We start from the raw sequence: 24,838 nt of genomic DNA, 5'->3' as shown, positions 1-24,838 counted from the left end.
CGTGCAACCTGGGTGTTGCTGGCTCTGCGAACGCAACGTAGCGTTTCACCCATCAGAAACAACGAGCCGAAGGAAGAAACCATGCAGAAGTTCGACACCACCGCCCCCATCGCCGCCGTCCTCGACATCCCCGCCGGGCGCATCCGGTTCATCGCCGCCGACCGGGCCGACACCACCGTCGAGGTCCGGCCCGCCGACGCCTCCAAGAATCGCGACCTGAAGGCGGCGGAGCGGGTCACGGTCGCCTACGGTGACGGCATCCTGCGGATCGAGGCCCCCGAGGCGAAGAACCGGGTCCTCGGGAACTCCGGGTCCGTCGAGGTCACCGTCCAGCTGCCCGCCGGCTCCCGCGTCGAGGCGAAGACGGACACCGCCGAACTCCGGGGCGTCGGACGCCTCGGCGACGTCACCTTCGAGAGCGCGCAGGGCACGGTCAAGCTCGATGAGACCCACAGCGCCCACCTCGCCCTCGCCGCCGGCCACATCGCCGTCGGCCGCCTGGGCGGCCCCGCGCGGATCAGCACCCTCAAGGGCGACCTCACCATCACCGAGGCCGTACGCGGCGCGGTCACCCTGCGCACCGAGGCCGGCGACATCTCGGTCGGCGCCGCCCGCGGAGTCTCCGCCTCCCTGGACGCCGGCACCTCGTACGGCCGCATCCACAACAGCCTCACCAACAACGGCGCCGACGCCGCCCTGACCATCCACGCCACCACCGCCTACGGCGACATCACCGCCCGCAGCCTGTAAGAGGGGCCGCCCTGACGCTGCAACTGGTGGCCGACGGCACGATCGGGCCGGACGCCCCGGTGGCCGACTGCCTGCCCGGGTTCAGGCTGGACCCGAGGATCACGGTGCGGATGCTGCTGCAGCACACCAGTGGGGTGTTCAACTTCACCGGCGAGTACGACGACGACGGGACGTTCACGCCGGGGATCCCCGCCACGACCGCGGGCCAGGAGTGGATGGACAACCGGTTCACGACCTACCGGACGGAAGAGCTGGTACGGGCGCTCGTCAAGGAGGTGTTCGGCAGCGGGCAGGCCGGGGCGGCCGGCGCGGCCGACCCGGCTCGGTGGACAGGGTCGACCGGCGTGGACCCACCTCCCGGCTGCGGCTGCCGCGCTCCGGGGCCCGCTCACAGGTCGACGTGTGAGAGCGGCCTGGTCTCGGGTGGTGGCGTGGATGGCGTAGTGTTGCGCCTACCGACGCGGGGTGGAGCAGCTCGGTAGCTCGCTGGGCTCATAACCCAGAGGTCGCAGGTTCAAATCCTGTCCCCGCTACTGAAGTGACATGAGGTCCGGATCCTGTGGATCCGGACCTCATGCGTGCACCCGCACCTCAAGCTGAGCCGGGTCGGCCTCCGGCCGGAGGGGCGTGGTGCGAGCCTGCCGCGCGGCTGTGCGCAACGCTGTGATGACGGCCGTGGTCGTCGGGTTCGCGGTCTCTGTGCGGCGGGTCGCGGCGAACAGGAGGCGCAGGATCGGGTGGTCCTCGATAGGTGCCGTGCGGATTCCGGGCGTGGTCGGGTCGATGGCGGTTCGGGGCACGAGCAACAGGCAGGTCACGGTGAGCTGCGGGTGGTGTGCGACCAGTGCGGTGAGCGCGGGAGTCACGATCCTGGCAACGGTCGACGGCAGCGCGGCGAGTGTGGCGGGTGGCGCTGACCGTGCCCTTGACCGCCGCGATGGCGCATCCGGCTTCCTCCACGGCTGCGAGGATCCGGTCGGCGCGTTCGAGGAGCAGCCGACCAGCCTCCGTCAGCGCCACGGTTAGCCCGTCGGGGCGCAGCAGATCGACTCCCACCTCGTGCCGCAGTGCGGCCATCTGCTGGGACACAGCACCGGCGGACAGCGCCAGCGACTGGGCGGCTACGGCCGGCCAGAGCCGCAGCCCGCTGCCGCGACACAGGTCCCCCGACTGCGGCGTGCCGCGGTCCTCGGGCTGCTGGTCGCGCCCCTGGGTGGGGCATCAGGCCATCAGCAGCAGCTACCGACGGTGGCGGTGGCGGTGGCGGTGGCCGGAGTGGAACAGCACTCGTCGGCCTGCTGCTTGGCCAGGGTGTCGGCGTCGGCCTTGACGACGTACACCTCCCATGGCTCGCGGCCGGGGCCGTGGACCCACACCTTGTCCTGGAGGGCGTAACAGCAGGTGGTCTCGTTCTCCTCCGTGGTCGCGAGGCCTTCCTGGCTGAGCCGCGTGGTGGCGGCATGGACGGCGTCGGTGCTGTCGACCTCGACGCCGAGGTGGTCCAGGCGGGTGTCGTCGCCGTCGGCGCCTTCGATGAGGACGAGCTTGAGCGGCGGCTCCGTGATGGCGAAGTTGGCATAACCGTCGCGGAGCTTGGCCGGCTCGGTGCCGAAGAGCTTGGTGTAGAAGGCGACGGATGCCGCGAGGTCGGGAACCCGAAGGGCAAGCTGTACACGAGACATGACGGTCCTCCTGTTACGGATGGGTGGTTGAGTCGGTCAACAGGCGCTGGAGGTGGCGGGGGTGGCGCAGCAGCCGTTGTCGGTGGTGTGGGTGTCGCCGGTGGGCTGGTCGAAGAGGCCGGCGCCGCCGCAGACTCCGGTTTCGGGCAGGACGAGTTCCACACGTTCGGCGGCCTCGCGGTCCCCGGCGATGGCGGCGGCGATGGAACGGACCTGCTCGTAGCCGGTCATGGCCAGGAACGTCGGAGCGCGGCCGTAGGACTTCATACCGACCAGGTAGACGTCCTTCTCCGGATGGGACAGCTCACCCACGCCGTGCGGATAGACCGTGCCGCAGGAATGCTGGTTCGGATCGATCAGCGGCGCGAGAGCCACCGGCGCCTGCAGACGCTCGTCCAGACCCAGACGCAGCTCGGAGACGAAGGACAGGTCGGGCCGCAGACCGGTCAGAACGATCACCTCATCCACCGGCTCCAGACGGCGGCCGTCCTCCGCCACCAGCACCAGACGCCCGCCCACGCGCTCGATCGCCTCGGTACGAAAACCCGTCACAGCATCCGCGTGACCGTCATCGACAGCCGCCTTCGCTGCCAGGCCCAACGCGCCGCGGGCGGGCAGCTGATCGGCCGTACCACCGCCGAAAGTCGAACCCGAGATACCCCGACGCAGAATCCACACCGCGTGCGTGCCCTTCTCCTCCCGCGCCAGGCCGGCCAGGGAAGCAAGCGCCGTGAACGCGGAAGCACCCGAGCCGATCACCGCAACACGCCTGCCCGCATAACGGGCCCGCACCACAGGGTCCTTCAGATCAGGAATACGGTACGAGATCCGGTCCACCGCCGCCTTCTCCCCCAAAGCCGGCAGACCGTCACCACCGATCGGACTCGGCGTGGACCACGTACCCGAAGCATCGATCACAGCACGCGCCACAATCCGCTCCTCACCACCACCGGCGTACCGGAGATGGACGGTGAAAGACTGGGCCTCACGGTCCGCATCCACCACCCGGTCACGACCCACACGCGACACACCCGTCACACGCGCACCGAAGCGGACTCTGTCACCCAGGACATCGGCCAGCGGCTGCAGATACCCCTCCGCCCAGTCCGCGCCAGTCGGGTACGTCTCCGCATCCGGCCTCACCCAACCCGACGGAGCCAACAACTTCTCCGCAGCCGGATCCACTACCTCACCCCACGTCGAGAACAACCGCACATGCCCCCACCCACGCACCGCCGCACCCGCACCCTCCCCCGCCTCCACCACCAAAGGCTCCACACCCCGCTCCACAAGATGCGCGGCAGCGGCCAGACCAACCGGACCAGCACCGATGACAACGACAGGCAGCTGCTCGGCAGCGGTGGTGATGTTCATGGCGAGTCCCCTTGTGCTTCGACATCCATCGATCTCTTGTGCCCCAGCATGGCACCTGTATCGATAGACGTCAACATAGACGTCTATCGATTCGAGGGCCCCATGCCATCCACCTCTGGGCGCTTGGTTCGATGTGTGTCAACATAGACACATGTCGAATGTGAAGGTGCTGCCGCTGCTGGAGCCCGCCACCGAGCCCTGCTGCCCGCCGCTGAACGAGCGCCCGCTGACGGCGGAGGAGGCCGAGCGGACCGCCGTCATGTTCAAGGCGCTGGGAGATCCGGTCCGGCTGCGGCTCTTCTCCGCCGTCGCCTCGCACGAGGGGGGCGAGGCGTGCGTCTGCGACATCTCCGACGTCGGCGTCTCGCAGCCGACCGTCTCTCATCACCTGAAGAAGCTGAAGGAGGCCGGACTGCTCTCCTCCGAGCGGCGGGGCACCTGGGTGTACTACCGCGTCGAACCGGCCGTCCTCGCCGCCATGGGCCAGCTGCTGACCAAGGTCGCCACCGCGTGAGTGCCTCCACGGAGGCGGCGGGGGTCCGAGCCCGGCATGATCCCAGAGTCAGGCCCTAGCTCAGCCTGCGGGTGGCACAGCCGCCCGGCGGTGCTTGATGTTGACGACCGAGGCCTTGGCCGGCGCCGCGGGGTTCAGGAAGCGCAGCGGGCCGATCAGGCGGGATGCGAACAGATGCATGTGCCGCGCCACCGACGCGTCACGCGCTGCCGCCGAGAACACCAGCCGCTCCAAGGGACTGAACGGACGGGCCTTGGCAGGGGATCGCCGGTCAGGGCGGCGTCGCCGATGAGCGCTACGCCCGGGGCGGTGGGCTTGCGGCTGTGAAGCGGGTGGTTCACGGTGCCGATGATCTTCGTGACGCGCTCGGCGGAGTCGATGGCCGGCGCCTCGGGCAGGGCACGGACGAAGGCGAGGAAGCTGCCTTCGAGATCTTCCCGGAAAGCCGGCAGCCGCTTCTTGTCGGGGAGCACCGCGATGACCGTCACCCCGTCGTCGTTCGGAAACGCGTACGCCATGTCCGGCTCGAGGAACCAGGTCTGACCGATCCCGCCGTGCAGCGGAAGACCAGCCCGGTCACCTGGTGACCGAGGAGCAGATCGACGCCAGGGGTCTCCGCCGCACGGGACCTGATCAACGGGTCGAGGGTGCTGCGCCGAATGTTGTACGCGTACGGCAGCTCGGGGCCCTCCGGCGCGGCCCTCGGCTCGATCCATCCCCAACGGGTGTGCCAGCGCGCCTCGTTGCGGACGGCTCCCGCCTTCTCGAGAGCGGGGACGAGACGGACACGCTCGCCGACGCCCCCGATAAGGTGCCCGAAGTCGCACAGCCCGATTGCACGTGCCCGCCCGGCTCGCGGACGAAGGAGTGCCGACCTTGCTCACGACGGGATACACGGAAGTGGAGTACGGCGGAGGGAACGGCGGAGTCACCGTGCTCGTCGGTGCCGAGCGGGGCGCCTACCCGTACGCCAACTCCGTGCTCGTACGCGGCACCGCCGAGACGCTGGTCATCGACCCGTCGCTGTCGCTCGTCGGATCGGCACCGCCCGCGGACATCGCTCTCGTGTCCCACGCGCACGAGGACCACGTCGCGGGCCTCGGATCCTACGACGTACCCGTCCACACCCACGAGAAGGACCTCGCCGCGCTGCGCTCCCGCGCGGTCATGGCCGCCGGCTACGGTCTCCCGCCGGACGCCACCGAGCGGACGGAGTTGATGCTGCGCGATGAGTTCCACGTACGGGACCGCCCCGACGCGACGGCTTTCGGCGATGGCAACGTGTTCGACCTGGGCGGCCGCACCGTGACCGTCGTGCACCTCCCCGGCCACACGCCGGGCCACAGCGGCTTCCTGATCGAGCCGGACGGCTTCCTGTTCGTGGCGGACATCGACCTGACGTCATTCGGGCCGTTCTACGGAGACGTCGGCAGCAGCCTCTCGGACTTCGAGGCGTCCATCCGCCGCTGCCGGGAGATCGATGCCCACTGGTACGGCACCGCCCACCAGAAGGGCGTGATCGAGGGCGCCACAGAGTTCTCCAGGCGGCTCGACGACTTCGTCGGGGTGGTCGAGAAGCGGGACGCGACCCTCCTGGCGTTCCTCCACGAGCCGCGGACCGTCGAGGAGATCGCCGAGCACAGGCTGGTCTACCGGCCCCACGTCGAAGGCGTCCACGTGCAGCCGGTCGAACGACGCACCGCGGTGCAGCACCTGGACCGGTTGACCGGCGCGGGCCTGGTCATGGAGGTCGAACAAGGCCGGTTCCGCGCCACGTAACGCCCGCGCGGTGATCGCGGCGCTCAGGTACGCGTGGGCATCGGGGCTTCCGCCGACCCTATGCGTCTCCCCTGCGGCGTCGACAGGTCCTTGCCGCGCAACCAGAGGAGCGTGTGGTTGCCCGGAGACGGCAATGTTCCACCGGCTCGACACCCCAGGGCGCGACGCTGTCCGCTCGCGTGGGCGGTGGTGCGCGTGACCGGCATCAAGAGCGCGTAAAGATTGCCGGACTCCAGCAGTGAACTTCCGTGCGGTCCGGTGGGAACATCCGTCCACGACAGAAGCGGCACGGCCTCTGCGTGCGGATCGAGGGGACAGTGACATGACGTGGTTTCTCGGTCTCGGCATGGCAGGTCTCGTGCTGCTCGTCCTGTCCCTGGTCCTCGACGGGGTGTTGGAGGGGGTCCTCGACGGGATCGGCGGGGGGCTGGACGGGTTCCTGTCGTTGCCGGTGATCGCCGGGTTCGTGTCCGCGCTCGGTTTCACGGGCGCGATCGTCCTGGGGACCACGGGTACGGGGGCGGGGGTCGCCACCGGTGCGGGCGTGGCGGCGGGGGTCCTCGCGGGCCGGCTGACATGGAAGTTCAGCCGGGCGCTGATGCGCGACGGAGCCGCGCCCGCACCGCGAGGCGAGGACCTGACCGGAAGTGCGGGCTCGGTGGTCACCGCGATTCCCGCCGACGGATACGGCGAGGTGCTGCTGTACCTGGGCGGTCAGCCGGTCAAGTACGCGGCGAAGTCGGCCCGCCCCGTGCCGCGCGGCGCCGAGGTCTGGGTCGAGTCGGTGCTCTCGCCGACGTCGGTCGCCGTACGTCCCGTCGAACGCTGACCCTTCGCCTCTTCTTCGCTCCCCCGTTCCCTCGCGCCACCCCGCTCCCCCGCTCCACCTGTTCCATCGGTTCCGTTCTCAAGGGATGTGCGTCATGAGCCCTGTCCTCACCGCTGTGGTGGGCATCGTCGTACTCGTCGTACTGCTCGCTCTCGTCATCGTCACGCGCTACAAGGTCGCCGGGCCCAGCGAGGCCTTCATCATCACCGGACGGCGCGGCAAGCAGGCCACCGATCCGGCCACCGGGCGGGTCTTCACCGACAACAGCGGCCAGAAGGTCGTGGTCGGCGGCGGCGTCTTCGTCGTCCCGTTCGTCCAGCAGAAGTTCACCCTCGACCTCTCCAGCCGCCACATCCCGGTGGCCGTGCGCGGCGCGGTGACCCTGCGGGGAGTCAAGGCCAATCTGGAGGGCGTCGCGATCGTCAAGGTCGGCGGCACCGAGGACTCGATCCGGGCCGCCGCCCAGCGGTTCCTGATGCAGCAGGACGGCATCGTCGGCTTTACCCAGGAGGTGCTCTCGGGCGCGCTCCGCTCCATCGTGGGCCGTATGTCGGTGGAGGACATCATCCGCGACCGGGCCGCGTTCGCCGGGCAGGTCGCGGAGGAGGCCGAGGCGAGCCTGTCGGGACAGGGCCTGGTCCTGGACGCCTTCCAGATCCAGGACATCACCACCGAAGGCTCCTACCTGGAGGACCTCGGCCGCCCCGAGGCCGCCCGCGCCAAGCAGGAGGCCGACATCGCCGAGGCCGTCGCCCGCCGCGCTGCCGAACAGGCCCGGCTCAAGGCGGAGGAGGAGATCGCCATCGCGCAGCGGACCCTCTACCTGAAGCAGGCCGAGATCAAGGCGCAGACCGACGAGGCCGCCGCCCAGGCCAACGCCGCCGGTCCGCTCGCCGAGGCCGACCGCCAGCAGCAGATCCTCACCGAGCAGGAGAAAGTCGCCGAGCGGCAGGCGGCGCTGACCGACCGTCAGCTCGACACGCAGGTCCGCAAGCCCGCCGACGCCGCCCGCTACCAGGCCGAGCAGGAGGCCGAGGCTCGCCGCATCGCCCTGGTCAAGCAGGCCGAGGCCGACGCCCAGCGCTCCCGCCTGACCGGTGAGGGCGAGAAGGCCCACCGCGCCGCGCTCGCCGACGCCGTACGCATCGAGGGCGAGGCCCAGGCCGCCGCCATCGCCGCCCGGGGCTCCGCCGAGGCCGAGGCCATGCGGAAGAAGGCCGACGCCTTCGCCCAGTACGGCGACGCCGCCGTCCTGCAGATGCTCGTCGAGGTCCTGCCCCAGGTCGTCGCCAAGGCCGCCGAACCGCTCTCCGCCATCGACAAGATGACGGTCATCTCCACCGACGGCGCCGGCCAACTGACCCGTACCGTCGCCGACAACGTCGCCCAGGGCATGGAACTCCTCAGCTCCACCACCGGAGTCGATCTCGCCTCCCTCCTGGAGGGCATCGGCCGGAAGAAGCCGGTGTCCGAGAGCACGGCCGTCGAGATCGGCGACTAGGTCGGGAAGGGATGACGGGGACGACGAACGGAGCAGCGTGTCCGACGACAGGGCGTTCCTGTGGGGCCCGGCGAACGTCACGGGACGGCCGCCGGCCCGGCTGGCGGTGGAGGGCCTGGTCGTCGGCCTCCTGACAGCCGGTCCGGTCGCCGGTGCGGCGGTGGCGGGTGCGCTGACCGGTTTCGTCGTGGCGGGCACGGCGGTCGGTGTCGTCGTGGGCCTGGCCGGCGCGTGGTACCTCTTCTCGACGAACGCGGGACGGGTCCTGGTGGGCGCGGTCGCCCTGCTCGCCGGGGCCCTCGCCTGGTGGCTACCGGGCATGACCGCGCAGGCCGTCCTCGCGGCACGCGGCGAGAGCCGTACGGTCGTGGTGACCGAGGTCCACGTCCACCGCCACGAGGGGCGGACCCACGTCAAGAACTCCTGCTCGGTACACCTCCTGGACGGCACCCCGGTCCCGACCGAGGCATGGCGCACCTGCGGCGCGGACGCGCGCCCGGGCCGGCACCTCACGATGGTCTTCGACCCGGAGGGCGCCGTCCCGCCGACCGACCGCGTCCTTCCCGCCACCGCCACCGAGGCCCTCGCCGGACCGGCGGCGGCGACTCTCGCCCTCGCGGCGCTGTGCTGCGTCGCGGTGATCCGATCCGCGTCACCCGGGGCGGTCGAATCCCGACGAGGACCGTAAAGCGAAGCGTAAAGCCGGGCAGCCCTTTCTCGTCCGAACTCACGTGGTTCAGTGGGGGTTTAGCTTTCGAGGCGAAGCTTCGATTACCCGGCTATTGACGTGAGAGGAACGCGGAGTGCCTCATAGTGAGGACCTCCGGCCCTATCCGCCCGCCATGGGGGAATGCCGCCGCACAACGGCCATTCCCTTTGGCGTTCGTCTGGCTGCTCCCCCTGCGTCGACAACGTTGTCAGGAACTCCGACGCCCTTCGGTGACGGGCCGGCCCCCACGGAAACGCCCCTTTGAGGAGAGGCATGAACAAAACAGCGCGTAGCACGTGGCTCACGGCCCTCGGCGCCGCGATCGCCGGTATCGCAGGGCTCCTGCTGCCTGTTCTCGGGCCCGTCGGTGAGGCCGAGGCTGAGACCGAAGCCGTCGCCACGGGCATCCGGGTCAGCAACGGCCGCGTGTACGAGGCCAATGGCAACGAGTTCGTCATGCGTGGCGTCAACCACGCGCACACCTGGTACCCGGAGCGGACCGGCTCGATCGCCGACATCGCCGCCAAGGGCGCCAACACCGTCCGGGTCGTGCTGAGCAGCGGCGACCGATGGACCCGGACGAGCACGGAGCAGGTCGCCTCCCTCGTCGGACAGTGCAAGGCGAGCAAGCTCATCTGTCTGCTCGAGGTGCACGACACCACCGGTTACGGCGAGGACGGCGCCGCGGCCTCCCTCGACAGGGCGGCGGACTACTGGATCGGCATCAAGAGCGCGCTCCAGGGCCAGGAGGACTACGTCGTCGTCAACATCGGCAACGAGCCCTTCGGCAACACCGACTACACCGCCTGGACACAGGCCACCAAGAACGCCGTCGGCAAGCTCCGGAACGCCGGCATCGGCCACGCCCTGATGGTCGACGCCCCCAACTGGGGCCAGGACTGGTCGCACACCATGCGGAACAACGCCGCCGCGGTCTTCGCCTCCGACCCCCAGCGCAACACCATCTTCTCCATCCACATGTACGGCGTGTACGACACCGCCGCCGAGGTGCGGAGCTACCTCGGGCACTTCGTGGACAACGGTCTCCCGATCGTCGTCGGGGAGTTCGGCGACCAGCACAGTGACGGCAACCCGGACGAGAACGCGATCATGGCGACCGCCCAGTCGCTCAGGGTCGGTTACCTCGGCTGGTCGTGGAGCGGCAACGGCGGCGGTGTCGAGTACCTCGACCTGGTCAACGGCTTCGACGCCGGCTCCCTGACGAGCTGGGGCAACCGCCTGTTCAACGGCCCGGACGGCATCTCCACCACCTCGAGGACCGCCACCGTCTACGGCGGGACGGGCGGTGGCGGGACGGGTGGCGGCACCGCCCCCAACGGGTACCCGTACTGCGTCCACGGCAGCGTCTCCGACCCCGACGGGGACGGCTGGGGCTGGGAGAACCACCGCTCCTGCGTCGTCCGCGGCAGCGCGGCGGATCGCTGACATCCGTCCGCGCGCGGCAGGTCGGGTCCGTTCCTGTCCGTTCGTCGCACGGTGAAATCCGAGAACGAGGTCGAGGGGAGTGGGGGGTCCCCGCGACTTCCGTCCGCCGCACGGGCGAGCGGTAAGGTCGATCACCGGCATCGAACCAGCACAGGACAGGACAGGGGTGGCGCGTGAAGCGGCCGACCATGGCGGACATCGCACGCCGCGCCGGCGTGTCCAAGGTGGCGGTCTCGTACGCGCTGAACGATCAACCGGGGGTCTCGGACGCGACCCGTGCGTCGATCAAGAGCATCGCCGAGGAGCTGGGATGGCGTCCCAGCAGTGCCGCCCGTGCCCTGACCGGGGGCCGCGCGCAGGTGGTCGGTCTCCTCGTGCGTCGCCCCGCCCGGACGCTGGGCGTGGAGCCCTTCTTCATGGAGTTCATCAGCGGCGTCGAGAGCGTGCTCTCCGAGCGGTCGTACGCGCTGATGCTGCAGATGGTCGCCACCCAGGACAGCGAGATCGAGGTGTGCCGGCGCTGGTGGGGCGAACGGCGGGTGGACGGCGTCTTCCTGACGGATCTTCAGGCAGCGGACGCGCGTGTCCCCGCGATCGAGGCCCTCGGCCTTCCGGCGCTCGTCGTCGGGCCGCCCGACGCGTCCGGGTCGCTGCCCTCGATCTGGTCGGACGACGGCGAGAGCGTCCACGAGATCGTGCGCTATCTCGCGGTGCTCGGCCACCGGCGCATCGCCCGGGTGGCGGGCCCCGCGGAGCTGGCCCACACGGTGATCCGCGACCGGGCGCTGCGCGAGGCCTGCCGGGAGGCGGGGATTCCCGAGGCCACCGTGGTGCACACCGACTACACCGGTGACGCGGGGGCCCGGGCCACCCGCGCGCTGCTGATCGCCGCGGAGCGGCCGACCGCCATCGTCTTCGACAACGACATCATGGCCGTGGCCGCGCTCTCCGTGGCGCAGGAGCTGAACATCTCCATCCCCACCGACCTGTCGATCGTCGCGTGGGACGAGTCCCCGCTGACCCAGGTGGTCCGCCCCATGCTCTCGGCCGTCGCACGGGACATCCCGGCGTACGGAGCCCGGGCGGCGAACGCGCTGCTGTCCCTCGTCGCCGGGGAGACGGTCGACGACATCCGCGAGGGGTACGCCCGTTTCGTTCCCCGGGGCAGCACCTGCCCGCCCCCGGGCGGACGCCCGGACACGGTCTGAACCGCCGCTCCACCCAGCCCCGTCCCGCCCCGACGGCGCGAGCCCCGCTACTTGGTGGCTCCCTGCGAGAAGCCGTTGTAGATCCACCGCTGGAGCAGCAGGAAGATGATCAGCGTGGGCAGGATGACGAGGATGGCGCCGGCCGAGATGGCCTCCCAGTGCGCTCCGAAGGGCCCCTTGAACCGGAACAGCGCGGTGGAGATCGTGCCCAGGTCCTCGGAGTGCATGTAGAGGAAGGGGATGTAGAAGTCGTTGTACGTGGTGATCCCCTTGATGATGACGACGGTGGCGATCGCCGGCTTGAGCAGCGGGAAAATGATCCTCCGGTAGATCGTGAAGGCGTTGGCCCCGTCGAGCCGGGCCGCCTCGTCCAGTGACCGGGGAATGCCCCGGATGAACTGCAGGAAGATGTACACGGAGACGATGTCCGTGCCCATGTAGAGCAGGATCGGGGCCCAGCGGGTGTCGACGAGACCGAAGCTGTTGATGACCTGGAAGGTCGCCACCTGCGTGGTCACCCCGGGGACGAGGGTGGCGACCAGGAAGAGCGCCATGACGAGCTTCTTGGCCCGGAAGTCGAAGCGGTCCACCGCGTAGGCGGTCATCGAGCCGATGAGCACGGTGCCGCCGATGGAGAAGAACAGGATGAACGCGGTGTTCCCGAAGGCCGTGAGCATGTTGCCGTCGGTGAACGCCGTGACGTAGTTGTCGAGGTTCAGCCAGTTCCCGGGCAGCGAAAGGGCGTTGCCGTCGTTGACCTCCTCCGAGGACTTCAGCGACGTGAGGAAGACGACGGCGAGCGGGAGCAGCACCACCGCGCTCGCGGCCAGCAGCGACAGATAGGTCAGCAGCGTCCCGACCGGCGGGCGACGGCGACGCGGGCGCGGGCGCACGGTGGTCCGGGAGGCGGGCGGGGCTGCGAGGAGGTCGGAGGTCATACGAGGTCCACCTTGTCGTCGGGCACGAGCCGGCGCTGGATCCAGGTGACGAGCAGGATGATCAGGAGCAGCACCACGGCCGCGGCCGAGGCCAGGCCGGTCTTGTTGAACTGGAAGGCGAGCTTGACCGTCTGGATGACGAAGGTCGAGGTGCCGGTCGCTCCGCCGGTCATGATGTAGGGGATCTCGAACACCGACAGGGAGCCGGAGATCGCCAGGATGATGCTGAGGCTCAGCACGGGCTTGATGCTGGGGGCGATGATGTGGCGGAACTGCTTCCACTTGCCGGCCCCATCCAGCTGCGCGGCCTCGTACAGCTCGCCGGGGATGGACTGGATCGCGCCGAGGAAGAGGACGAAGTTCAGTCCGGTGAAGCGCCAGACCGACACGCCCGCCAGGGAGACGTTGGCGGAGGTGGGATCGGCGAGCCACGGGTGATCGGTCGTCACGCCGAGCCAGGACAGCACCGAGTCGAGGGTGCCGCCGTCCTGGAAGAAGTACAGGAAGACGAAGCCGATCGCGACGCCGTTGACGAGGTAGGGGAAGAAGAGAATCCCCTTGAAGAAGTTCCGGAACTTGAGGCTGAAGCTCAGGACGGTGGCGAAGTAGAGCGCGACCACGATCTGGAGCGCGGAGGCGGCGAGGTAGTAGCCGCTGACGAAGAAGACCCGGAAGAGCTCGGGGCGGGTGAAGATCTGTACGTAGTTGTCGAAGCCGACGACTTCCCGGTCCGGGCTCACCCCGTCCCAGTCGGTGAAGCTGTACGAGATCATGCTCGCCACGGGGACGTAGGTCAACGTGATCAGCAGGGCGAGCGGCGCCGCCAGGAAGAGCCAGGGCGTGAGCCGCCGGAGCGGGGAACGCCGCCAGGGGCGGGGCCGGCCGCCTTCCGGGGTGGCGCGGCGGCCTGTGGGCCCCGTTCCCCTGAGCCCGGGCCCGGTTCCCCTGTCTGTCGTGTCCGTGGTGGATCGCCTCGTCATGGCGGCCCCCTTGGGGACGGTGTCGGTTGTCTCGGTCATGTCGGCCTTTCGTGTCCGCGGCTGCGGGAGGTCAGGGGCCCCGGCCGGTGTCGTACGGCCGGGGCCCGCTCCGCCGGTCGTCAGGAACCGGCGGTCTTCGCCGCCTCGTCCCACCTCTTGTCGAGGTCGGCGAAGAAGTCCTCGAGGCTGCCCTTCTGGGCGCCGCGCGCGGTGTCGATCAGCTTCTGCCGGTAGTCGGGCTTGGTGAGGCCGATCTCGGCCGCCTCGTCGATGTCGTTGACCGCAGCCGTCCTCGCCTCGGAGCGGTCGATGAATTTGACATCGTTGTCAACAAAATCCTTGAGGGTGGTCGGCAAGGGAGCGGACTTGAGGGCGGAGACGACGCCCTCCTTCTCCGCGAAGCCGGACTTCTCGGTGAACCAGTCGATCCAGGCGCGCGCCGCGGGCTTGTTCTCGGAGTAGACGCTGACCGCCTGCTGGTAGTCGGAGGTGACGGCTCCGCAGAACGCGCCGTCCTTCTGGACCGGGAAGGGCATGAAGCCGATGTCCGCGGGGGACACGCCCGCGTCCTCGGCGGCGCCCCGCATCTGCGTGATCGACCAGGAGCCCAGCATCATCGCGCCGATCTTGCCCTTGGCGAGCAGGTCCTTGGAGGCTTCCCAGTTCGTGGTGGTCGGGTCCTTCTCCGAGAGCCCCTGCCGCACGATGTCGTGGAGCAGCGTGTCGATCGTACGGAGCTCACCGCCGGCCTTCCACGGGGAGACGGGGCCGGCCAGGTTGTTGCCCGCCTGCGCGTCGCAGCTGACCGATCCGTGGTTGGCGCTCCACTGGACGAGCGGCCAGCCGTCCTTGAAGTTCGTGTAGTACGGGGTGGCGTCCGTCTTCTCCTCGATCGCCTTCAGGCCGGCGAGGAACTCCTGCGGCGTCTTCGGCCACGCGGTGATCCCGGCCCTCCTCCACAGCGCCTTGTTGTAGACGAAGCCGTTGACGGTGCCGAACTGCGCTATGCCGTAGACCTTGCCGTCGACCTCGGTCTTGTCGCCGAAGCGGTACTTCGACAGCTCGGCGGTCGTGCCGAGGGGCGCGAAGAACTTCGGGTAGTCGTTCTTGGCCACGGCCCCCGGGATCACCAGCACGTCACCGTACGCCTTGGTGTTCATACGGATCTTCACCTCCCCCTCGTAGTCGGTCACGCCCTCGAACGTCACCTTCACCTTGGGGTAGACCTTGTTGAACTCGGCGGCGTACTGCTTCATGGTCCCCTTCTGCACGAGATCGGTCCGGTGCGTGAGGACCTTGATCTCGCCCGAGACCTCCTTCGGGTCGGACGGGGCGGCGGCGATCTCGCCGGTGGCGCCGCCCCCTCCCCCGCTGCAGCCCGCCACGGTCAACATCGCGGCGGCCAGCAGGGCGCCCGTGAGCGCCTTCGGCTTCTTCCCCATTGCCCAACTCCTTCAGGGTCACGGCTCAGGTCTTGCGGTGGGATGTCGGCACTATGTCAGCCGGATGTGAACCGGTAAAGTGATGATTTCCTGCGTGATACCCAATCGTTACCGCGGCCGCTTGAAAGCCCTGGTGCGAGACGTGTTCCGCACAGGGGCGACGATCCGAGGCTGACGAACCGGTACTTGACCGGTTCATGGACATCCGCGCAAAAGTGCAGCTAGTTTGTCGCCCCGTACACGCACCCCGCCCCCTGCCAGGCGATTGGAGCCGCACATCATGAAGGACGTCACCCAGCTGTCCGAAGGCTGGAGACTGCGCCACGAGGGCGCGCTGCTTCCGGCCGTCGTCCCCGGCTGCGTCCACACCGATCTGCTCGCCGCGCAGGTCATACCCGACCCCTTCATCGGCCGCAACGAGGCGGAGATCGCCTGGGTGGGCCGTCAGGAGTGGTCCTACGTCACGGAGTTGGAGCACCACGGCCGCCATGAGCGCGCCGAGCTGGTCTTCGAGGGCCTGGACACCGCCGCCGAGGTGATCCTCGCCGGCGAGAGTCTCGGCAGGACGCGCAACATGCACCGCGTCCACCGCTTCGACGTCACCGGCCGCACGGGGCCGCTGGAGGTCCGGTTCTCCTCGGCGTACGAGGAGGCGGACCGCGTCCGCGCCCTCACCGGGGAGCGGCCGAACGTCTACCCCGAGCCCTTCCAGTACATCCGCAAGATGGCCTGCTCCTTCGGCTGGGACTGGGGGCCCACCGTCGTGACGGCGGGCATGTGGCGCCCGGTCCGCCTGGAGCGCTGGTCGACCGCCCGGTTCGACCTGGTACGCCCCCTGGTCACGGTCGACGGGACGACCGGGCGGGTCGAGCTGCGTGTCCGGCTCTCGCGTACCGAGAGCGCCGTCGACCGCACGCTGAGCCTCCGCGCCACGGTCGCGGGAACCGAGGCGGCGGCCTCGTTCGAGGGCGAGGTTTCCTTCGAAGGCGAGGTTTCCTTCGAGGGCGACGAGGCCGTGGTGACCCTGGAGGTGCCCGAGGCCGCGCTGTGGTGGCCGCGCGGCTACGGGGACCAGCCGCTGTACGACCTCGATGTGACCCTGCTCGACGAGGGCGGCGCACCGCTCGACACCTGGCGGCGCCGGATCGGATTCCGTACCGTCGAGATCGACCGCTCCGGCGACGAGCACGGGACCGGCTTCACCTTCGTCGTCAACGGCGTCCGGATCTTCGCGCGCGGGGTGAACTGGATCCCCGACGACGTCCTCCCCTCGCGGGTCACGCCCGAGCGCTACCGCACCCGGCTGACCCAGGCCGCCGAGGCCAACATCGACCTGGTCCGCGTCTGGGGCGGCGGCATCTACGAGGACGACGCCTTCTACGACGTGTGCGACGAACTCGGCCTCATGGTCTGGCAGGACTTCCTCTTCGCCTGCGCCGCCTACCCGGAGGAGCAGCCGTTGCGCGGAGAGGTCGAGGCTGAGGCGCGTGACAACGTTGTCCGCCTCATGGCGCACCCCAGTCTGGTCCTGTGGAACGGCAACAACGAGAACCTCTGGGGCTTCCGCGACTGGGACTGGGAGGCGCCGCTCGCCGGCGATTCCTGGGGCGAGGGGTACTACCTCGGCATCCTGCCGCGGATCGTCGCCGAACTGGACCCGACCCGTCCGTACACGGCGGGCAGCCCGTGGTCCGGCTCCTGGGACCACCACCCCAACGACCCCCGCCACGGCACCCACCACTCATGGGAGGTGTGGAACCGTCAGGACTACGCCGAGTACCGGGCGAGCGTGCCGCGCTTCGTCGCCGAGTTCGGCTGGCAGGCCCCGCCCGCCCTCGCGACGCTGCGGCGCGCCCTCCCCGGCGAGGAACTCGCCCCCGACTCCCCCGGCATGCTGCACCACCAGAAGGCCGACGACGGCAACGGCAAGCTGAACCGGGGCATCGAGCGCCACTTCGCCCTGCCGGAAGGCGACTTCGACCGCTGGCACTACCTGGCCCAGGTCGTCCAGGCCCGCGCCGTCGCGGCGGGCATCGAGCACTGGCGGGCGAACTGGCCGGTGTGCGCGGGCACGGTGGTCTGGCAGCTGAACGACTGCTGGCCGGTCAGCTCCTGGGCGGCGATCGACGGCGACGGCCGCCTCAAGCCGCTCTACCACGAGCTGCGCCGGGTGTACGCGGATCGGCTGCTGGCGCTCGTACCTAGCGCGGACGGACCGGTGCTCGCGGTCGACAACCAGTCGGGTTCCCCGTGGCGCACGGCGGTCACCCTGCGTCGGGTCGGCGCGGACGGCACCGTCCTGCGCGAAGCGGTCGTCGAGGTCGAGGCCGCCCCTCGCTCGGTCGCCAGGCCGGTCCTCCCGGCCGAGGTGGTGCCCGCCCCGGGATCGGGCAAGGAGTTGCTCGTGGCCGACGCGGACGGGCTGCGCGCGGTCCATGTCCCGGTCGTCGACAAGGAGTTCGCGTACCCGGCCCCGCACTACGACGTCCGTCTCGAGACCCGGGCCGGGAGCGGCACGGTGGACGTGGTCGTCACGGCGCACAGTCTCGTACGGGATCTCCTCCTCCGGGCCGACCGGCTCGGACCGGCGGCGACCGCCGACCGTGGTCTGATCACGCTGCTCCCCGGCGAGGAGGCGCGGATCGCCGTCACGGGCTGGGCCGAGGTCGACGTGGCCGCCGCACGCGGCGCCCTGCTCAGCGTGGGACCGGCGTGAGCGCCCCACCGACCCCGACGTCAGCGCCGGCGGCACCGACACCGCGGTCCCGCGTCACCATCACCGATGTCGCCGCGCGGGCCGGAGTGTCCAAGGGCGCCGTCTCCATGGCGTTCAACAACCGCCCCGGCGTCTCCCGGACGACCCGGGAGCGGATCTTCGAGGCCGCCCGGGAGCTGGGCTGGACGCCGCACCAGACCGCGCGGAGCCTGTCCAGCCGGCGGGTGGGCATCGTGGGCCTGGCGATCTGCCGTCCGGCCCGGCTGCTCGGACTCGAGCCCTTCTACATGGAGTTCATCTCCGGCATCGAGGACGTCCTCGCGGAACGCTCGTGCTCCCTTCTGCTGCGTCTGGTGCGCGATCTGGACGAGGAGACCGTGCTCTACGAGGAGTGGTGGCGGAGCAGGACGATCGGCGGGGCGATCTTGGTGGACTTCCACCGGCAGGACCCGCGGATCGCGCCCTTGCGCGCACTGGGCATGCCCGCCGTGGCCGTGGGGCACCCGTCGCTGACCGGTGGGTTCCCCTCGGTCTGGACGGACGACGCCTCGGCGGCGGCGGAGGCGGTGCGGTACCTGGCGGCGCTCGGCCACCGACGGATCGCGCGGGTGGGCGGCCCCGCCGGCCTCGGGCACAGCGGGATCCGCGCCGCGGCCTTCGAGGCCACCATGGCCGAACTCGGCCTGAACGGCTGCCGCCAGGTGTCGACCGGCTTCGCCGGCGAGGAGGGGGCCAGGGCGACCCGGAGCCTGCTCCTGGGTCCGGACCGTCCGACGGCGATCGTGTACGACAACGACATCATGGCCGTGGCGGGGGCGGCGGTGGCCTCGGAGATGGGGCTCGTGGTGCCGGACGACGTATCGCTGCTGGCCTGGGACGACTCGCAGCTGTGCAGGCTCACCCACCCGCCGATGTCGGCCATGAGCCACGATGTGCACCGGTTCGGCGAACAGGTCGCGCGCGCCCTGTTCGGGGTGATCGAGGGCACCCACCAGGGTGCGCTCCAGGTTCCGACGCCCTCCCTGACACCACGCGGCTCCACGGGCCCGCCCCGGCGCGCGTAGGCACCCGGAACCGAGGAGAGGCCGCACCCCCACCGCGGGGCTACCGCCTCTCCTCGTTCGTCCCGGGGGTGTCTCCAGGTGAGGTGGGGGATCTCGTGCCGCATCAGGCAACGTTCGCCCTGTAACCGCCTGGGGTGTCAGGTGGTGTCGAGTGGTGCGCTCTCCTCAGCGTCGACGCCCTGGGCGGCAGCAGCGCCGATGAGTACCAGCTCTGCGCAGGGGCCTCCGGTGAAGTGATAGGCGTTCACCGCGGTGACAATGTGGCCGTTCCGGGCGCGGGCCGCAGCCGCCATGGTGTGGTTGTCGCCCCGGCAGCGGGTGGCCGACCAGGCGGCGACGGGGTGGCCGGCCCGCCCTGGGAACCGTACGTCGTAGGGGTCCGGGGTCGTCAGGGGGGAATCCCGTACGGGGCGAAGGTCGGGAGCCCCGCCGGCCTTCCGGGTGACCAGGAGGGTCTCCGTCCAGAAGGCGTCGAACTCCTCTGCTCCGACGGGTAGTTCGGCAGGAGCGGACGGATGGTCGAGGGGCAGGTCGGCGTACGGCATGGGAGGGCTTCTCCTACTGGTGCTGGTGGCACCCGCGGCGGAAGACACTCGCCTCTCGCGAGGTCCGCCGGATGCCGTCGGGGCCGTGGAAGAGGCGCTCTCCCCAGGCCGTGAGCCGGCTCGCGTCGAAGTCGGTGGCCAGGTCGAGGTATTCGACGCCGCCGCCGTTGCCGCTCCAGGACCAGCCCAGGTAGCCCAGCTTCAGCTGTCGGGCGGTGGCCATGATGGCGTCCTCGTCGGGGTTGCCGTCCGAATGGTCGTGGCCGAACTCGCCGACGAGGACGGGAAGGCCCCGGTCGACGAAGCTCCTCAGGTAGGACCGGACCTCGGTGGCGGTGTCGTAGACGCCGTACATGTGGACGGAGAAGACGGTGTTGCGGTGCGGGTCCGCGGCGAAGACGGCCGGCGCGTTCTCCCGCATGGTGTGCGTCCAGTCCTGGCCCCAGGCGGGGGCGTCCACCATGAGGGTGTGGTCGAAGCCGGCGGCGCGCAGTCGTGCGACGGCGTCCTTGGTGTCCTGCGTCCACGCCTCGTGACCGATGTTGCCGTACGGCTCGTTGCCGAGGTTGACGATGACGTACTTCTCCTGACCCTTGACCGCGTCGGCGACCTCCAGCCAGTAGTCGACCGCCTCGGAGAGCGAGGCCGCGCCGCCCTGCTCGCCGTAACCGGTGGTGTCGTGCGCCTCCAGGACGCAGACCAGCCGGTGGGCCTTGCACCGGGCGACGACGTTCGCGACGTCCGCGACGTCGTTCTTCGTCCAGCGGGCTCCCGTACTGAGGACGACCCGCACGGAGTTCGCGCCGAGTCCCTTGATGTCGGCGAGCGCCTGCTCGGTCCGTGCGGGGTACCAGGTGTGCGCGTGATTGACGCCTCGGAGGACGAAGTCCTTGCCGTTGGCGTCGAGAAGCCTTCCGTTCTCGACGTGGAAGCCCGCCGCGGGCCGGTCCTTGGCCTGGGCCGTGCCGGGTACGGCGACGACCGCGGCGGCGACGGCGAGCAGCGCTGCCGCCGAGGTGAGCAGTTTCCTGGTCATGTGGTGCTCCCAACTCGCTTCCGCACACCTGTCGACGCTCGGTCGTGGGCGCGCGGCGATTGCTGACGGGGGTGGCGTGGCTTCGGGCCCGCACGAGCGCGGGGGGCAGGAGATCCTGCCGGGTGACGCCGAAAGGGAGAAAGGGCCACGGAAACATGCGGAATGCGGTCGTCCCTCGTATCGCACGGGTGTGAGGAATTCTCGCCTCGCCGTGCGGGCCGACCATGAGGCTAGAGCGGAGCGGCGTCGGAAACAATAGTCGGAGAGGAACCGGTTAAGTTCCGGGGCAGCCCTGCTTCTTGACGGAACGTACGGTGATTACCGTGCAGCGATCGGGGCGGCGCAGACGTCCACCGTGGCCCGGAAGACGGTGCCGGCGCCCGTGATCGCGGCCTCGGCGGTGGCGGGGACGTAGACGGAGCGCCCGGGCCCGATGCGCAGGGTCTCGGCCGCCGAGGTCACGGCCGCCTCGCCGTCGACGCACAGGAGGATCTGCGGAGCGCCGGCCGCGAGCCGCCTCGGCGGCTCGTCCGGCCGCAACGGGAAACGCGACAGGCGGAAGTCGTCGACGGGGGCCGGATAGACCTCCTCGCCGTGCTCTGCGCGGGAGCTTTGACTGCTTCGGGGGCTGAGGACGCGGGTCGGCATCGCCGTGAAGCGGACGACCTTCATCAGCTCGCCGGCGTCGACGTGTTTGGACGTCAGCCCGCACCGCAGGACGTTGTCGGAGCTCGCCATGATCTCCACCCCGAGGCCGGAGAGGTACGCATGCGGGATCCCCGCTCCCAGGAAGAGGGCCTCTCCCGGCTCCAGCTCGACATGGCGCAGCATCAGGGCGGGCAGGAGCCCCGGGTCCCCCGGATGCGCGCGGATGACCTCGGCGTAGGCGGAGAAGTCCCCTCGGTACGGGCCCGGCCGGGCGGCCGCCGCCTCGACAGCCGCCTCCTCGACGGCCTGCGTCACGGCGTCGACGAGGCCGGCCGGGGGACGGAGGAAGGCGGTGAAGACCTCCATGAGGGCCTGCGCCTCGGGGAGCGCGCGCAGCGTCGCCGCATAGGGACGCAGCGCGGGCACGCGGAGCGCGTCGAGCAGGTCGGCGCACTGCCGGGGTGACCGGAAGCCGCACAGGCCCCGGAAGGGAGTGAGGGCGACGATCATCTCCGGTTTGTGGTGCGGATCCCGGTAGTTGCGGTGGGGTGCGTCCAGCGGCACCCCCAGGGCGTCCTCAAGCGCGAAGCCGGTCCGAGCCTGCGCGAGGTCGGGGTGGACCTGGACGGAGAGGGGCGCGTCGGCCGCGAGCAGCTTGAGCAGGAACGGCAGTCGGGCTCCGAACCGGCGCAGCGTGGCGGTACCGAGTTCGGCGGCCGGGTCCGCGGCGATGACCCGGTCCAGCGGGAGCGTGTCTCGGCCGCGCCGGACGCGGGAGGGCGCCGCGGGGTGCGCTCCCATCCACAGCTCGGCCTGGGGCGTGCCGGTGGGCGGGGTTCCCATGAGGCGGGGCAGCGCGGTGACGGAGCCCCAGTCGTAGGGCTGGATGGTGGTGAGGAGGAGATCCACGGGTTCGTCCTGGGAGTGGGAGAGAAGAGGGAGAGGGGGCGGCGGCGGGGCGCGGTGGAGCGCCGCTCAGCTCAGAGGCCGCCGGTGGCACCGGCGCCGGCCTCCGCGGTGGAGCGCCGCTCAGCTCAGAGGCCGGCCGGTGGCACCGGCGCCCGCCTGCGAAAAGCCCGCACGCGACAGGTCGGCACGCGCCGGGCCTGCCGACGACCTCCCGGCCTGCGACCGCCCGGCCTGCGGCATGCCGACGGCGGCGGCACCCGCGGCGGCGGCGCCGATCAGGCCCGCGTCGAGCGCGAGGCCCGCCGGCACCACCGGCACGTCGCGGGTGAACTCCAGGACGGCGTACGAGGCCAGGTGGTGGCGGAGCGGACCGAAGAGGACCTCGCCGGACTGGGCGACACCGCCGCCGACGACGACGAGGTCCAGCTCGACCAGAGCCGTCGTCGCCGCGATGGCCGCCGCCAGGGCGCGCCCTGCGCGGTCGAAGGCGGCGAGCGCCCGCGGGTCGCCCGCGCGCGCGGCGACCTCGACCTCCCGGGCCGTCGCGGCGACTCCGGCGGGCGGCGTCCAGCCGGACTCGAGCGCGTGGGCGGCGATGGCCGTACCGCTGGCGAAGCGCTCCACACACCCGCGTGCGCCGCAGGGACAGACCGGCCCGTTCTGGTCGACGGTGATGTGTCCGATGTGGCCGGCGTTCCCGGACGTCCCGGCGTGGAGCGCGCCGCCGAGGATCAGTCCACCGCCCACGCCGGTGGAGACCACCATGCACAGCGCGTTGTCGACGCCTCTGGCCGCACCCCTCCAGTGCTCGGCCGCGGTCATCGCCACCGCGTCACCGACGAGGACGGGCCGTATCCCCGCCGGCATCGCCGGGTGCGCCCGTACCCGGTCCACGAGGGGGAAGGACCGCCAGGCGGGGATGTTGACGGGGCTGACCGTGCCCGCGACGGTGTCGACGGGTCCCGCGCTGCCGATGCCCAGGCAGGACAGGGTCGCCCACCCGGGATGCGCCACCAGGTCGTCGACGACCGCCGAGACGGCGGCCATGAGCTCCTCCGCGGGACCGCGCGCCGGGGTGGGCCGCTGGGCCCGGGCCAGCAGGTGCCCGTCGGCGTCGACGAGAGCTCCGGCGATCTTCGTGCCCCCGATGTCGAGTGCTCCGTACACCATCGCGTCCAACCAACCTTTCCGTCACGCCCGGGAAATCGTCGGGCCACTGTGCCCGTCCTTTGACAACGTTGTCCAGTAAACTGGTTCAGTAAAGCCCGGGTTTAGCAAAAGCCTGGCTCATAGGGTCACCCAGCCTGGACGGACGAGCTGAATCGCTTCATGCTCGGACCTGTTTACCGACCTTGCACGAAGGGCCCTTTCCGTGAGCGACTTCCCGGTCTTTCCGTCCGGCTTCGAGTTCGGCGCCGCCACCTCGGCGTACCAGATCGAGGGCGCCACGAAGGAGGACGGGCGCGGGCCGTCGATCTGGGACACCTTCTCCCGGCGCAGCGGCGCGGTCTCGGACGGCAGCAGCGGCGAGACGGCCTGCGGCCACTACCACCGGCACCGGGAGGACGTGGCGCTGCTCGCGGAACTCGGGGTCTCCCACTACCGTTTCTCCGTCGCCTGGCCGCGGATCCAGCCGTCGGGCTCGGGCCCCGTCAACACCCGGGGGCTGGACTTCTACGCCCGCCTGGTCGACGACCTGCTGGAGGCCGGCGTCAAGCCGGTCCTGACGCTCTACCACTGGGACCTTCCGCAGCCCTTGGAGGACGCGGGCGGCTGGCGCTCCCGGGACACGGCCGAGCGGTTCGCGGAGTACACGGCGCTGGTCGCGGCGCGGCTCGGGGACCGCGTGCCCCGGTGGATCACCCTGAACGAACCCTGGTGCAGCGCCTTCCTGGGGTACGGCAACGGTGAGCACGCGCCGGGAGCGTCCGAGGGAACGCCCGCGCTCGCCGCGGCCCATCATCTGCTGGTCGGCCACGGCCTCGCGATGGGCGCCCTGCGCGCCGCCGGGGTCCAGGAGGCCGGCATCGCCCTCAATCTCGACCAGGTCGACCCGGCCACACCGGACCCGGCCGATGTCGCGGCCGCACTGCGCGCGGAGACCCAGCGCAACCTCATGTGGACGGACCCGCTGCTCAAGGGGTGTTACGCCGCGGCCGAGGCGGACACCTGGGGCGAGCTGATCGAGCGTCAGGACTTCCGCCGTGACGGGGACCTCGCCCTCGCATCGGCCCCCATGGACTTCCTGGGCCTCAACTACTACACGCCGTCGACCGTGCGCGCGGCTCCCTGGCGGGAGCCCGACCCGGCTCGTCGTACCGCGATGGACAACCGTTTCGAAGGGGTGGCGCGCCCCGGCGTCCGCCACACCGCGATGGGCTGGCCCGTCGTCCCCGACGCCCTGCGGCGGCTCCTCACCTCGCTCGGCGACCGCTACGGCGCCCTTCTTCCGCCGCTCCACATCACGGAGAACGGCTCCGCCGAACACGACGCCCCGGCCGCCGACGGCACCGTGCACGACGCCGAGCGGATCGCCTACCTGGAGAGCCACCTCCGAGCGGCCTCGAAGGCACTGGCGGAAGGCGTCGATCTGCGCGGCTACACCGCCTGGTCGCTCCTGGACAACTTCGAGTGGGCCCACGGTTACACGAAGCGCTTCGGACTCGTACATGTCGACTACGAGACGGAGGCGCGGACTCCGAAGGACTCGTACCACTGGTACAAGGCGGCGATCGCCGCCTCCAGAAACCGCGCGGGCTGAGTGGCCC

23 protein-coding genes, 1 tRNA gene and 2 pseudogenes are annotated in these 24,838 nt (G+C 70.6%); 14 read left to right on the top strand and 12 right to left on the bottom strand.

All coding sequences use genetic code 11. From position 1 onward, the window contains the following. Nucleotides 1-81 precede the first annotated feature (81 nt). The 3 genes from ACFYV5_RS02000 to ACFYV5_RS01990 all read left to right on the top strand — a co-directional run bounded on the left by ACFYV5_RS02000 (nucleotide 82) and on the right by ACFYV5_RS01990 (nucleotide 1,283). Nucleotides 82-750 carry a DUF4097 family beta strand repeat-containing protein gene (locus tag ACFYV5_RS02000; protein WP_389163197.1) on the top strand — a complete coding sequence of 223 codons (669 nt, stop codon included), beginning with the start codon at nucleotides 82-84 and terminating at the stop codon, nucleotides 748-750. 11 nt (nucleotides 751-761) lie between these two features. Further along, nucleotides 762-1,232 (top strand): serine hydrolase, encoded by a 471-nt coding sequence (locus ACFYV5_RS01995; protein ID WP_389165016.1) that lies wholly within the window; start codon nucleotides 762-764, stop codon nucleotides 1,230-1,232. Continuing rightward, a tRNA-Met gene (locus ACFYV5_RS01990) sits at nucleotides 1,210-1,283 on the top strand. The genes ACFYV5_RS01995 and ACFYV5_RS01990 overlap by 23 nt, the downstream gene beginning before the upstream one ends. A gap of 39 nt (nucleotides 1,284-1,322) precedes the next feature. Here the strand turns inward: ACFYV5_RS01990 and ACFYV5_RS01985 are convergent. The 4 genes and pseudogenes from ACFYV5_RS01985 to ACFYV5_RS01970 form a co-directional block, all read right to left on the bottom strand. Continuing rightward, nucleotides 1,323-1,616 carry a hypothetical protein gene (locus ACFYV5_RS01985; RefSeq protein ID WP_389163195.1) on the bottom strand — a complete coding sequence of 98 codons (294 nt, stop codon included), beginning with the start codon at nucleotides 1,614-1,616 and terminating at the stop codon, nucleotides 1,323-1,325. 142 nt (nucleotides 1,617-1,758) lie between these two features. Continuing rightward, nucleotides 1,759-1,860, bottom strand: a pseudogene (locus tag ACFYV5_RS01980) (LysR family transcriptional regulator); the annotation flags it as partial. A 119-nt stretch (nucleotides 1,861-1,979) separates the two neighbouring features. Beyond that, complete coding sequence (locus ACFYV5_RS01975; RefSeq protein ID WP_389163192.1) at nucleotides 1,980-2,432, bottom strand: ArsI/CadI family heavy metal resistance metalloenzyme; 453 nt, start codon at nucleotides 2,430-2,432, stop codon at nucleotides 1,980-1,982. A gap of 36 nt (nucleotides 2,433-2,468) precedes the next feature. Next, nucleotides 2,469-3,806, bottom strand: coding sequence for an NAD(P)-binding domain-containing protein (locus ACFYV5_RS01970; RefSeq protein ID WP_389163189.1), 1,338 nt, complete (start codon nucleotides 3,804-3,806; stop codon nucleotides 2,469-2,471). Between the two features lie 151 nt (nucleotides 3,807-3,957). Between ACFYV5_RS01970 and ACFYV5_RS01965 the strand changes: the two genes are divergently transcribed. Beyond that, nucleotides 3,958-4,320: a metalloregulator ArsR/SmtB family transcription factor gene (locus ACFYV5_RS01965; RefSeq protein WP_355106701.1), complete on the top strand. Its 363-nt coding sequence runs from the start codon at nucleotides 3,958-3,960 to the stop codon at nucleotides 4,318-4,320. A 60-nt stretch (nucleotides 4,321-4,380) separates the two neighbouring features. On the opposite strand, the gene ACFYV5_RS01960 is transcribed toward ACFYV5_RS01965, so the two are convergent. After that, nucleotides 4,381-4,554 (bottom strand): hypothetical protein, encoded by a 174-nt coding sequence (locus tag ACFYV5_RS01960; protein ID WP_389163186.1) that lies wholly within the window; start codon nucleotides 4,552-4,554, stop codon nucleotides 4,381-4,383. An 89-nt stretch (nucleotides 4,555-4,643) separates the two neighbouring features. On the opposite strand from ACFYV5_RS01960, the gene ACFYV5_RS01955 reads away from it, so the two are divergent. From ACFYV5_RS01955 to ACFYV5_RS01925, 7 genes are all read left to right on the top strand, one after another. Then, entirely contained in the window at nucleotides 4,644-4,907 is a 264-nt protein-coding gene (locus ACFYV5_RS01955) for a hypothetical protein (protein WP_389163184.1), read from the top strand. Nucleotides 4,908-5,196: 289 nt separating this feature from the next. Then, entirely contained in the window at nucleotides 5,197-6,099 is a 903-nt protein-coding gene (locus tag ACFYV5_RS01950; protein ID WP_389163181.1) for an MBL fold metallo-hydrolase, read from the top strand. Nucleotides 6,100-6,421: 322 nt separating this feature from the next. Continuing rightward, a complete protein-coding gene (locus ACFYV5_RS01945) occupies nucleotides 6,422-6,928 on the top strand; it encodes a hypothetical protein (protein ID WP_355106695.1) in 507 nt (168 codons plus the stop codon). A 94-nt stretch (nucleotides 6,929-7,022) separates the two neighbouring features. Beyond that, nucleotides 7,023-8,429 carry a flotillin family protein gene (locus ACFYV5_RS01940; RefSeq protein ID WP_389163177.1) on the top strand — a complete coding sequence of 469 codons (1,407 nt, stop codon included), beginning with the start codon at nucleotides 7,023-7,025 and terminating at the stop codon, nucleotides 8,427-8,429. A 37-nt stretch (nucleotides 8,430-8,466) separates the two neighbouring features. Next, a complete protein-coding gene (locus ACFYV5_RS01935; RefSeq protein ID WP_389163174.1) occupies nucleotides 8,467-9,117 on the top strand; it encodes a hypothetical protein in 651 nt (216 codons plus the stop codon). 294 nt (nucleotides 9,118-9,411) lie between these two features. Beyond that, complete coding sequence (locus ACFYV5_RS01930; RefSeq protein ID WP_389163171.1) at nucleotides 9,412-10,584, top strand: cellulase family glycosylhydrolase; 1,173 nt, start codon at nucleotides 9,412-9,414, stop codon at nucleotides 10,582-10,584. Nucleotides 10,585-10,757: 173 nt separating this feature from the next. Then, nucleotides 10,758-11,792: a LacI family DNA-binding transcriptional regulator gene (locus ACFYV5_RS01925; protein ID WP_355106688.1), complete on the top strand. Its 1,035-nt coding sequence runs from the start codon at nucleotides 10,758-10,760 to the stop codon at nucleotides 11,790-11,792. Nucleotides 11,793-11,839: 47 nt separating this feature from the next. Here ACFYV5_RS01925 and ACFYV5_RS01920 read toward each other — a convergent pair whose 3' ends face one another. The 3 genes from ACFYV5_RS01920 to ACFYV5_RS01910 form a co-directional block, all read right to left on the bottom strand. Beyond that, on the bottom strand, nucleotides 11,840-12,730 hold the full coding sequence (locus ACFYV5_RS01920; protein WP_389163169.1) for a carbohydrate ABC transporter permease: 891 nt from the start codon (nucleotides 12,728-12,730) through the stop codon (nucleotides 11,840-11,842). Further along, nucleotides 12,727-13,710 (bottom strand): carbohydrate ABC transporter permease, encoded by a 984-nt coding sequence (locus tag ACFYV5_RS01915; RefSeq protein WP_389163166.1) that lies wholly within the window; start codon nucleotides 13,708-13,710, stop codon nucleotides 12,727-12,729. The genes ACFYV5_RS01920 and ACFYV5_RS01915 overlap by 4 nt, the downstream gene beginning before the upstream one ends. Before the next feature lie 119 nt (nucleotides 13,711-13,829). Beyond that, a complete protein-coding gene (locus tag ACFYV5_RS01910; RefSeq protein ID WP_389163164.1) occupies nucleotides 13,830-15,152 on the bottom strand; it encodes an ABC transporter substrate-binding protein in 1,323 nt (440 codons plus the stop codon). A 280-nt stretch (nucleotides 15,153-15,432) separates the two neighbouring features. On the opposite strand from ACFYV5_RS01910, the gene ACFYV5_RS01905 reads away from it, so the two are divergent. Further along, nucleotides 15,433-17,868 (top strand): glycoside hydrolase family 2 protein, encoded by a 2,436-nt coding sequence (locus tag ACFYV5_RS01905; RefSeq protein ID WP_389163163.1) that lies wholly within the window; start codon nucleotides 15,433-15,435, stop codon nucleotides 17,866-17,868. Further along, a complete protein-coding gene (locus ACFYV5_RS01900; RefSeq protein WP_389163160.1) occupies nucleotides 17,865-18,932 on the top strand; it encodes a LacI family DNA-binding transcriptional regulator in 1,068 nt (355 codons plus the stop codon). Before ACFYV5_RS01905 ends, ACFYV5_RS01900 begins: the two co-directional genes overlap by 4 nt. Nucleotides 18,933-19,105: 173 nt before the next feature. Here ACFYV5_RS01900 and ACFYV5_RS01895 read toward each other — a convergent pair. The 4 genes and pseudogenes from ACFYV5_RS01895 to ACFYV5_RS01880 all read right to left on the bottom strand — a co-directional run. Then, nucleotides 19,106-19,477: pseudogene (locus tag ACFYV5_RS01895) on the bottom strand (acetylxylan esterase); the annotation flags it as partial. Between the two features lie 13 nt (nucleotides 19,478-19,490). Continuing rightward, nucleotides 19,491-20,513 carry a glycoside hydrolase family 5 protein gene (locus ACFYV5_RS01890; protein ID WP_389163158.1) on the bottom strand — a complete coding sequence of 341 codons (1,023 nt, stop codon included), beginning with the start codon at nucleotides 20,511-20,513 and terminating at the stop codon, nucleotides 19,491-19,493. Between the two features lie 318 nt (nucleotides 20,514-20,831). Beyond that, nucleotides 20,832-22,070 (bottom strand): mannose-6-phosphate isomerase, class I, encoded by a 1,239-nt coding sequence (gene manA, locus ACFYV5_RS01885; protein ID WP_389163155.1) that lies wholly within the window; start codon nucleotides 22,068-22,070, stop codon nucleotides 20,832-20,834. Nucleotides 22,071-22,190: 120 nt separating this feature from the next. Continuing rightward, nucleotides 22,191-23,240, bottom strand: coding sequence for an ROK family protein (locus ACFYV5_RS01880; protein WP_389163153.1), 1,050 nt, complete (start codon nucleotides 23,238-23,240; stop codon nucleotides 22,191-22,193). A gap of 202 nt (nucleotides 23,241-23,442) precedes the next feature. On the opposite strand from ACFYV5_RS01880, the gene ACFYV5_RS01875 reads away from it, so the two are divergent. Then, a complete protein-coding gene (locus ACFYV5_RS01875) occupies nucleotides 23,443-24,831 on the top strand; it encodes a GH1 family beta-glucosidase (protein WP_389163150.1) in 1,389 nt (462 codons plus the stop codon). The last annotated feature ends 7 nt before the right edge of the window (nucleotides 24,832-24,838 follow it).

Origin of the sequence: Streptomyces sp. NPDC003035, assembly GCF_042888285.1 — a bacterium.
Classification (GTDB): domain Bacteria; phylum Actinomycetota; class Actinomycetes; order Streptomycetales; family Streptomycetaceae; genus Streptomyces.
Note: the sequence above shows the minus strand (reverse complement) of the source record. Positions and strands in the feature narration are given on the sequence as shown.

What these genes read in the sequence shown, in the direction of transcription:
- ACFYV5_RS02000 (WP_389163197.1), top strand. Translation starts at nt 82, where the DNA reads ATGCAGAAGTTCGACACCACCGCCCCCATCGCCGCCGTCCTCGACATC.
- ACFYV5_RS01975 (WP_389163192.1), bottom strand. Translation starts at nt 2,432, where the DNA reads ATGTCTCGTGTACAGCTTGCCCTTCGGGTTCCCGACCTCGCGGCATCC.
- ACFYV5_RS01970 (WP_389163189.1), bottom strand. Translation starts at nt 3,806, where the DNA reads ATGAACATCACCACCGCTGCCGAGCAGCTGCCTGTCGTTGTCATCGGT.
- ACFYV5_RS01965 (WP_355106701.1), top strand. Translation starts at nt 3,958, where the DNA reads ATGTCGAATGTGAAGGTGCTGCCGCTGCTGGAGCCCGCCACCGAGCCC.
- ACFYV5_RS01945 (WP_355106695.1), top strand. Translation starts at nt 6,422, where the DNA reads ATGACGTGGTTTCTCGGTCTCGGCATGGCAGGTCTCGTGCTGCTCGTC.
- ACFYV5_RS01940 (WP_389163177.1), top strand. Translation starts at nt 7,023, where the DNA reads ATGAGCCCTGTCCTCACCGCTGTGGTGGGCATCGTCGTACTCGTCGTA.
- ACFYV5_RS01930 (WP_389163171.1), top strand. Translation starts at nt 9,412, where the DNA reads ATGAACAAAACAGCGCGTAGCACGTGGCTCACGGCCCTCGGCGCCGCG.
- ACFYV5_RS01920 (WP_389163169.1), bottom strand. Translation starts at nt 12,730, where the DNA reads ATGACCTCCGACCTCCTCGCAGCCCCGCCCGCCTCCCGGACCACCGTG.
- ACFYV5_RS01915 (WP_389163166.1), bottom strand. Translation starts at nt 13,710, where the DNA reads ATGACGAGGCGATCCACCACGGACACGACAGACAGGGGAACCGGGCCC.
- ACFYV5_RS01910 (WP_389163164.1), bottom strand. Translation starts at nt 15,152, where the DNA reads ATGGGGAAGAAGCCGAAGGCGCTCACGGGCGCCCTGCTGGCCGCCGCG.
- ACFYV5_RS01905 (WP_389163163.1), top strand. Translation starts at nt 15,433, where the DNA reads ATGAAGGACGTCACCCAGCTGTCCGAAGGCTGGAGACTGCGCCACGAG.
- ACFYV5_RS01890 (WP_389163158.1), bottom strand. Translation starts at nt 20,513, where the DNA reads ATGACCAGGAAACTGCTCACCTCGGCGGCAGCGCTGCTCGCCGTCGCC.
- ACFYV5_RS01880 (WP_389163153.1), bottom strand. Translation starts at nt 23,240, where the DNA reads ATGGTGTACGGAGCACTCGACATCGGGGGCACGAAGATCGCCGGAGCT.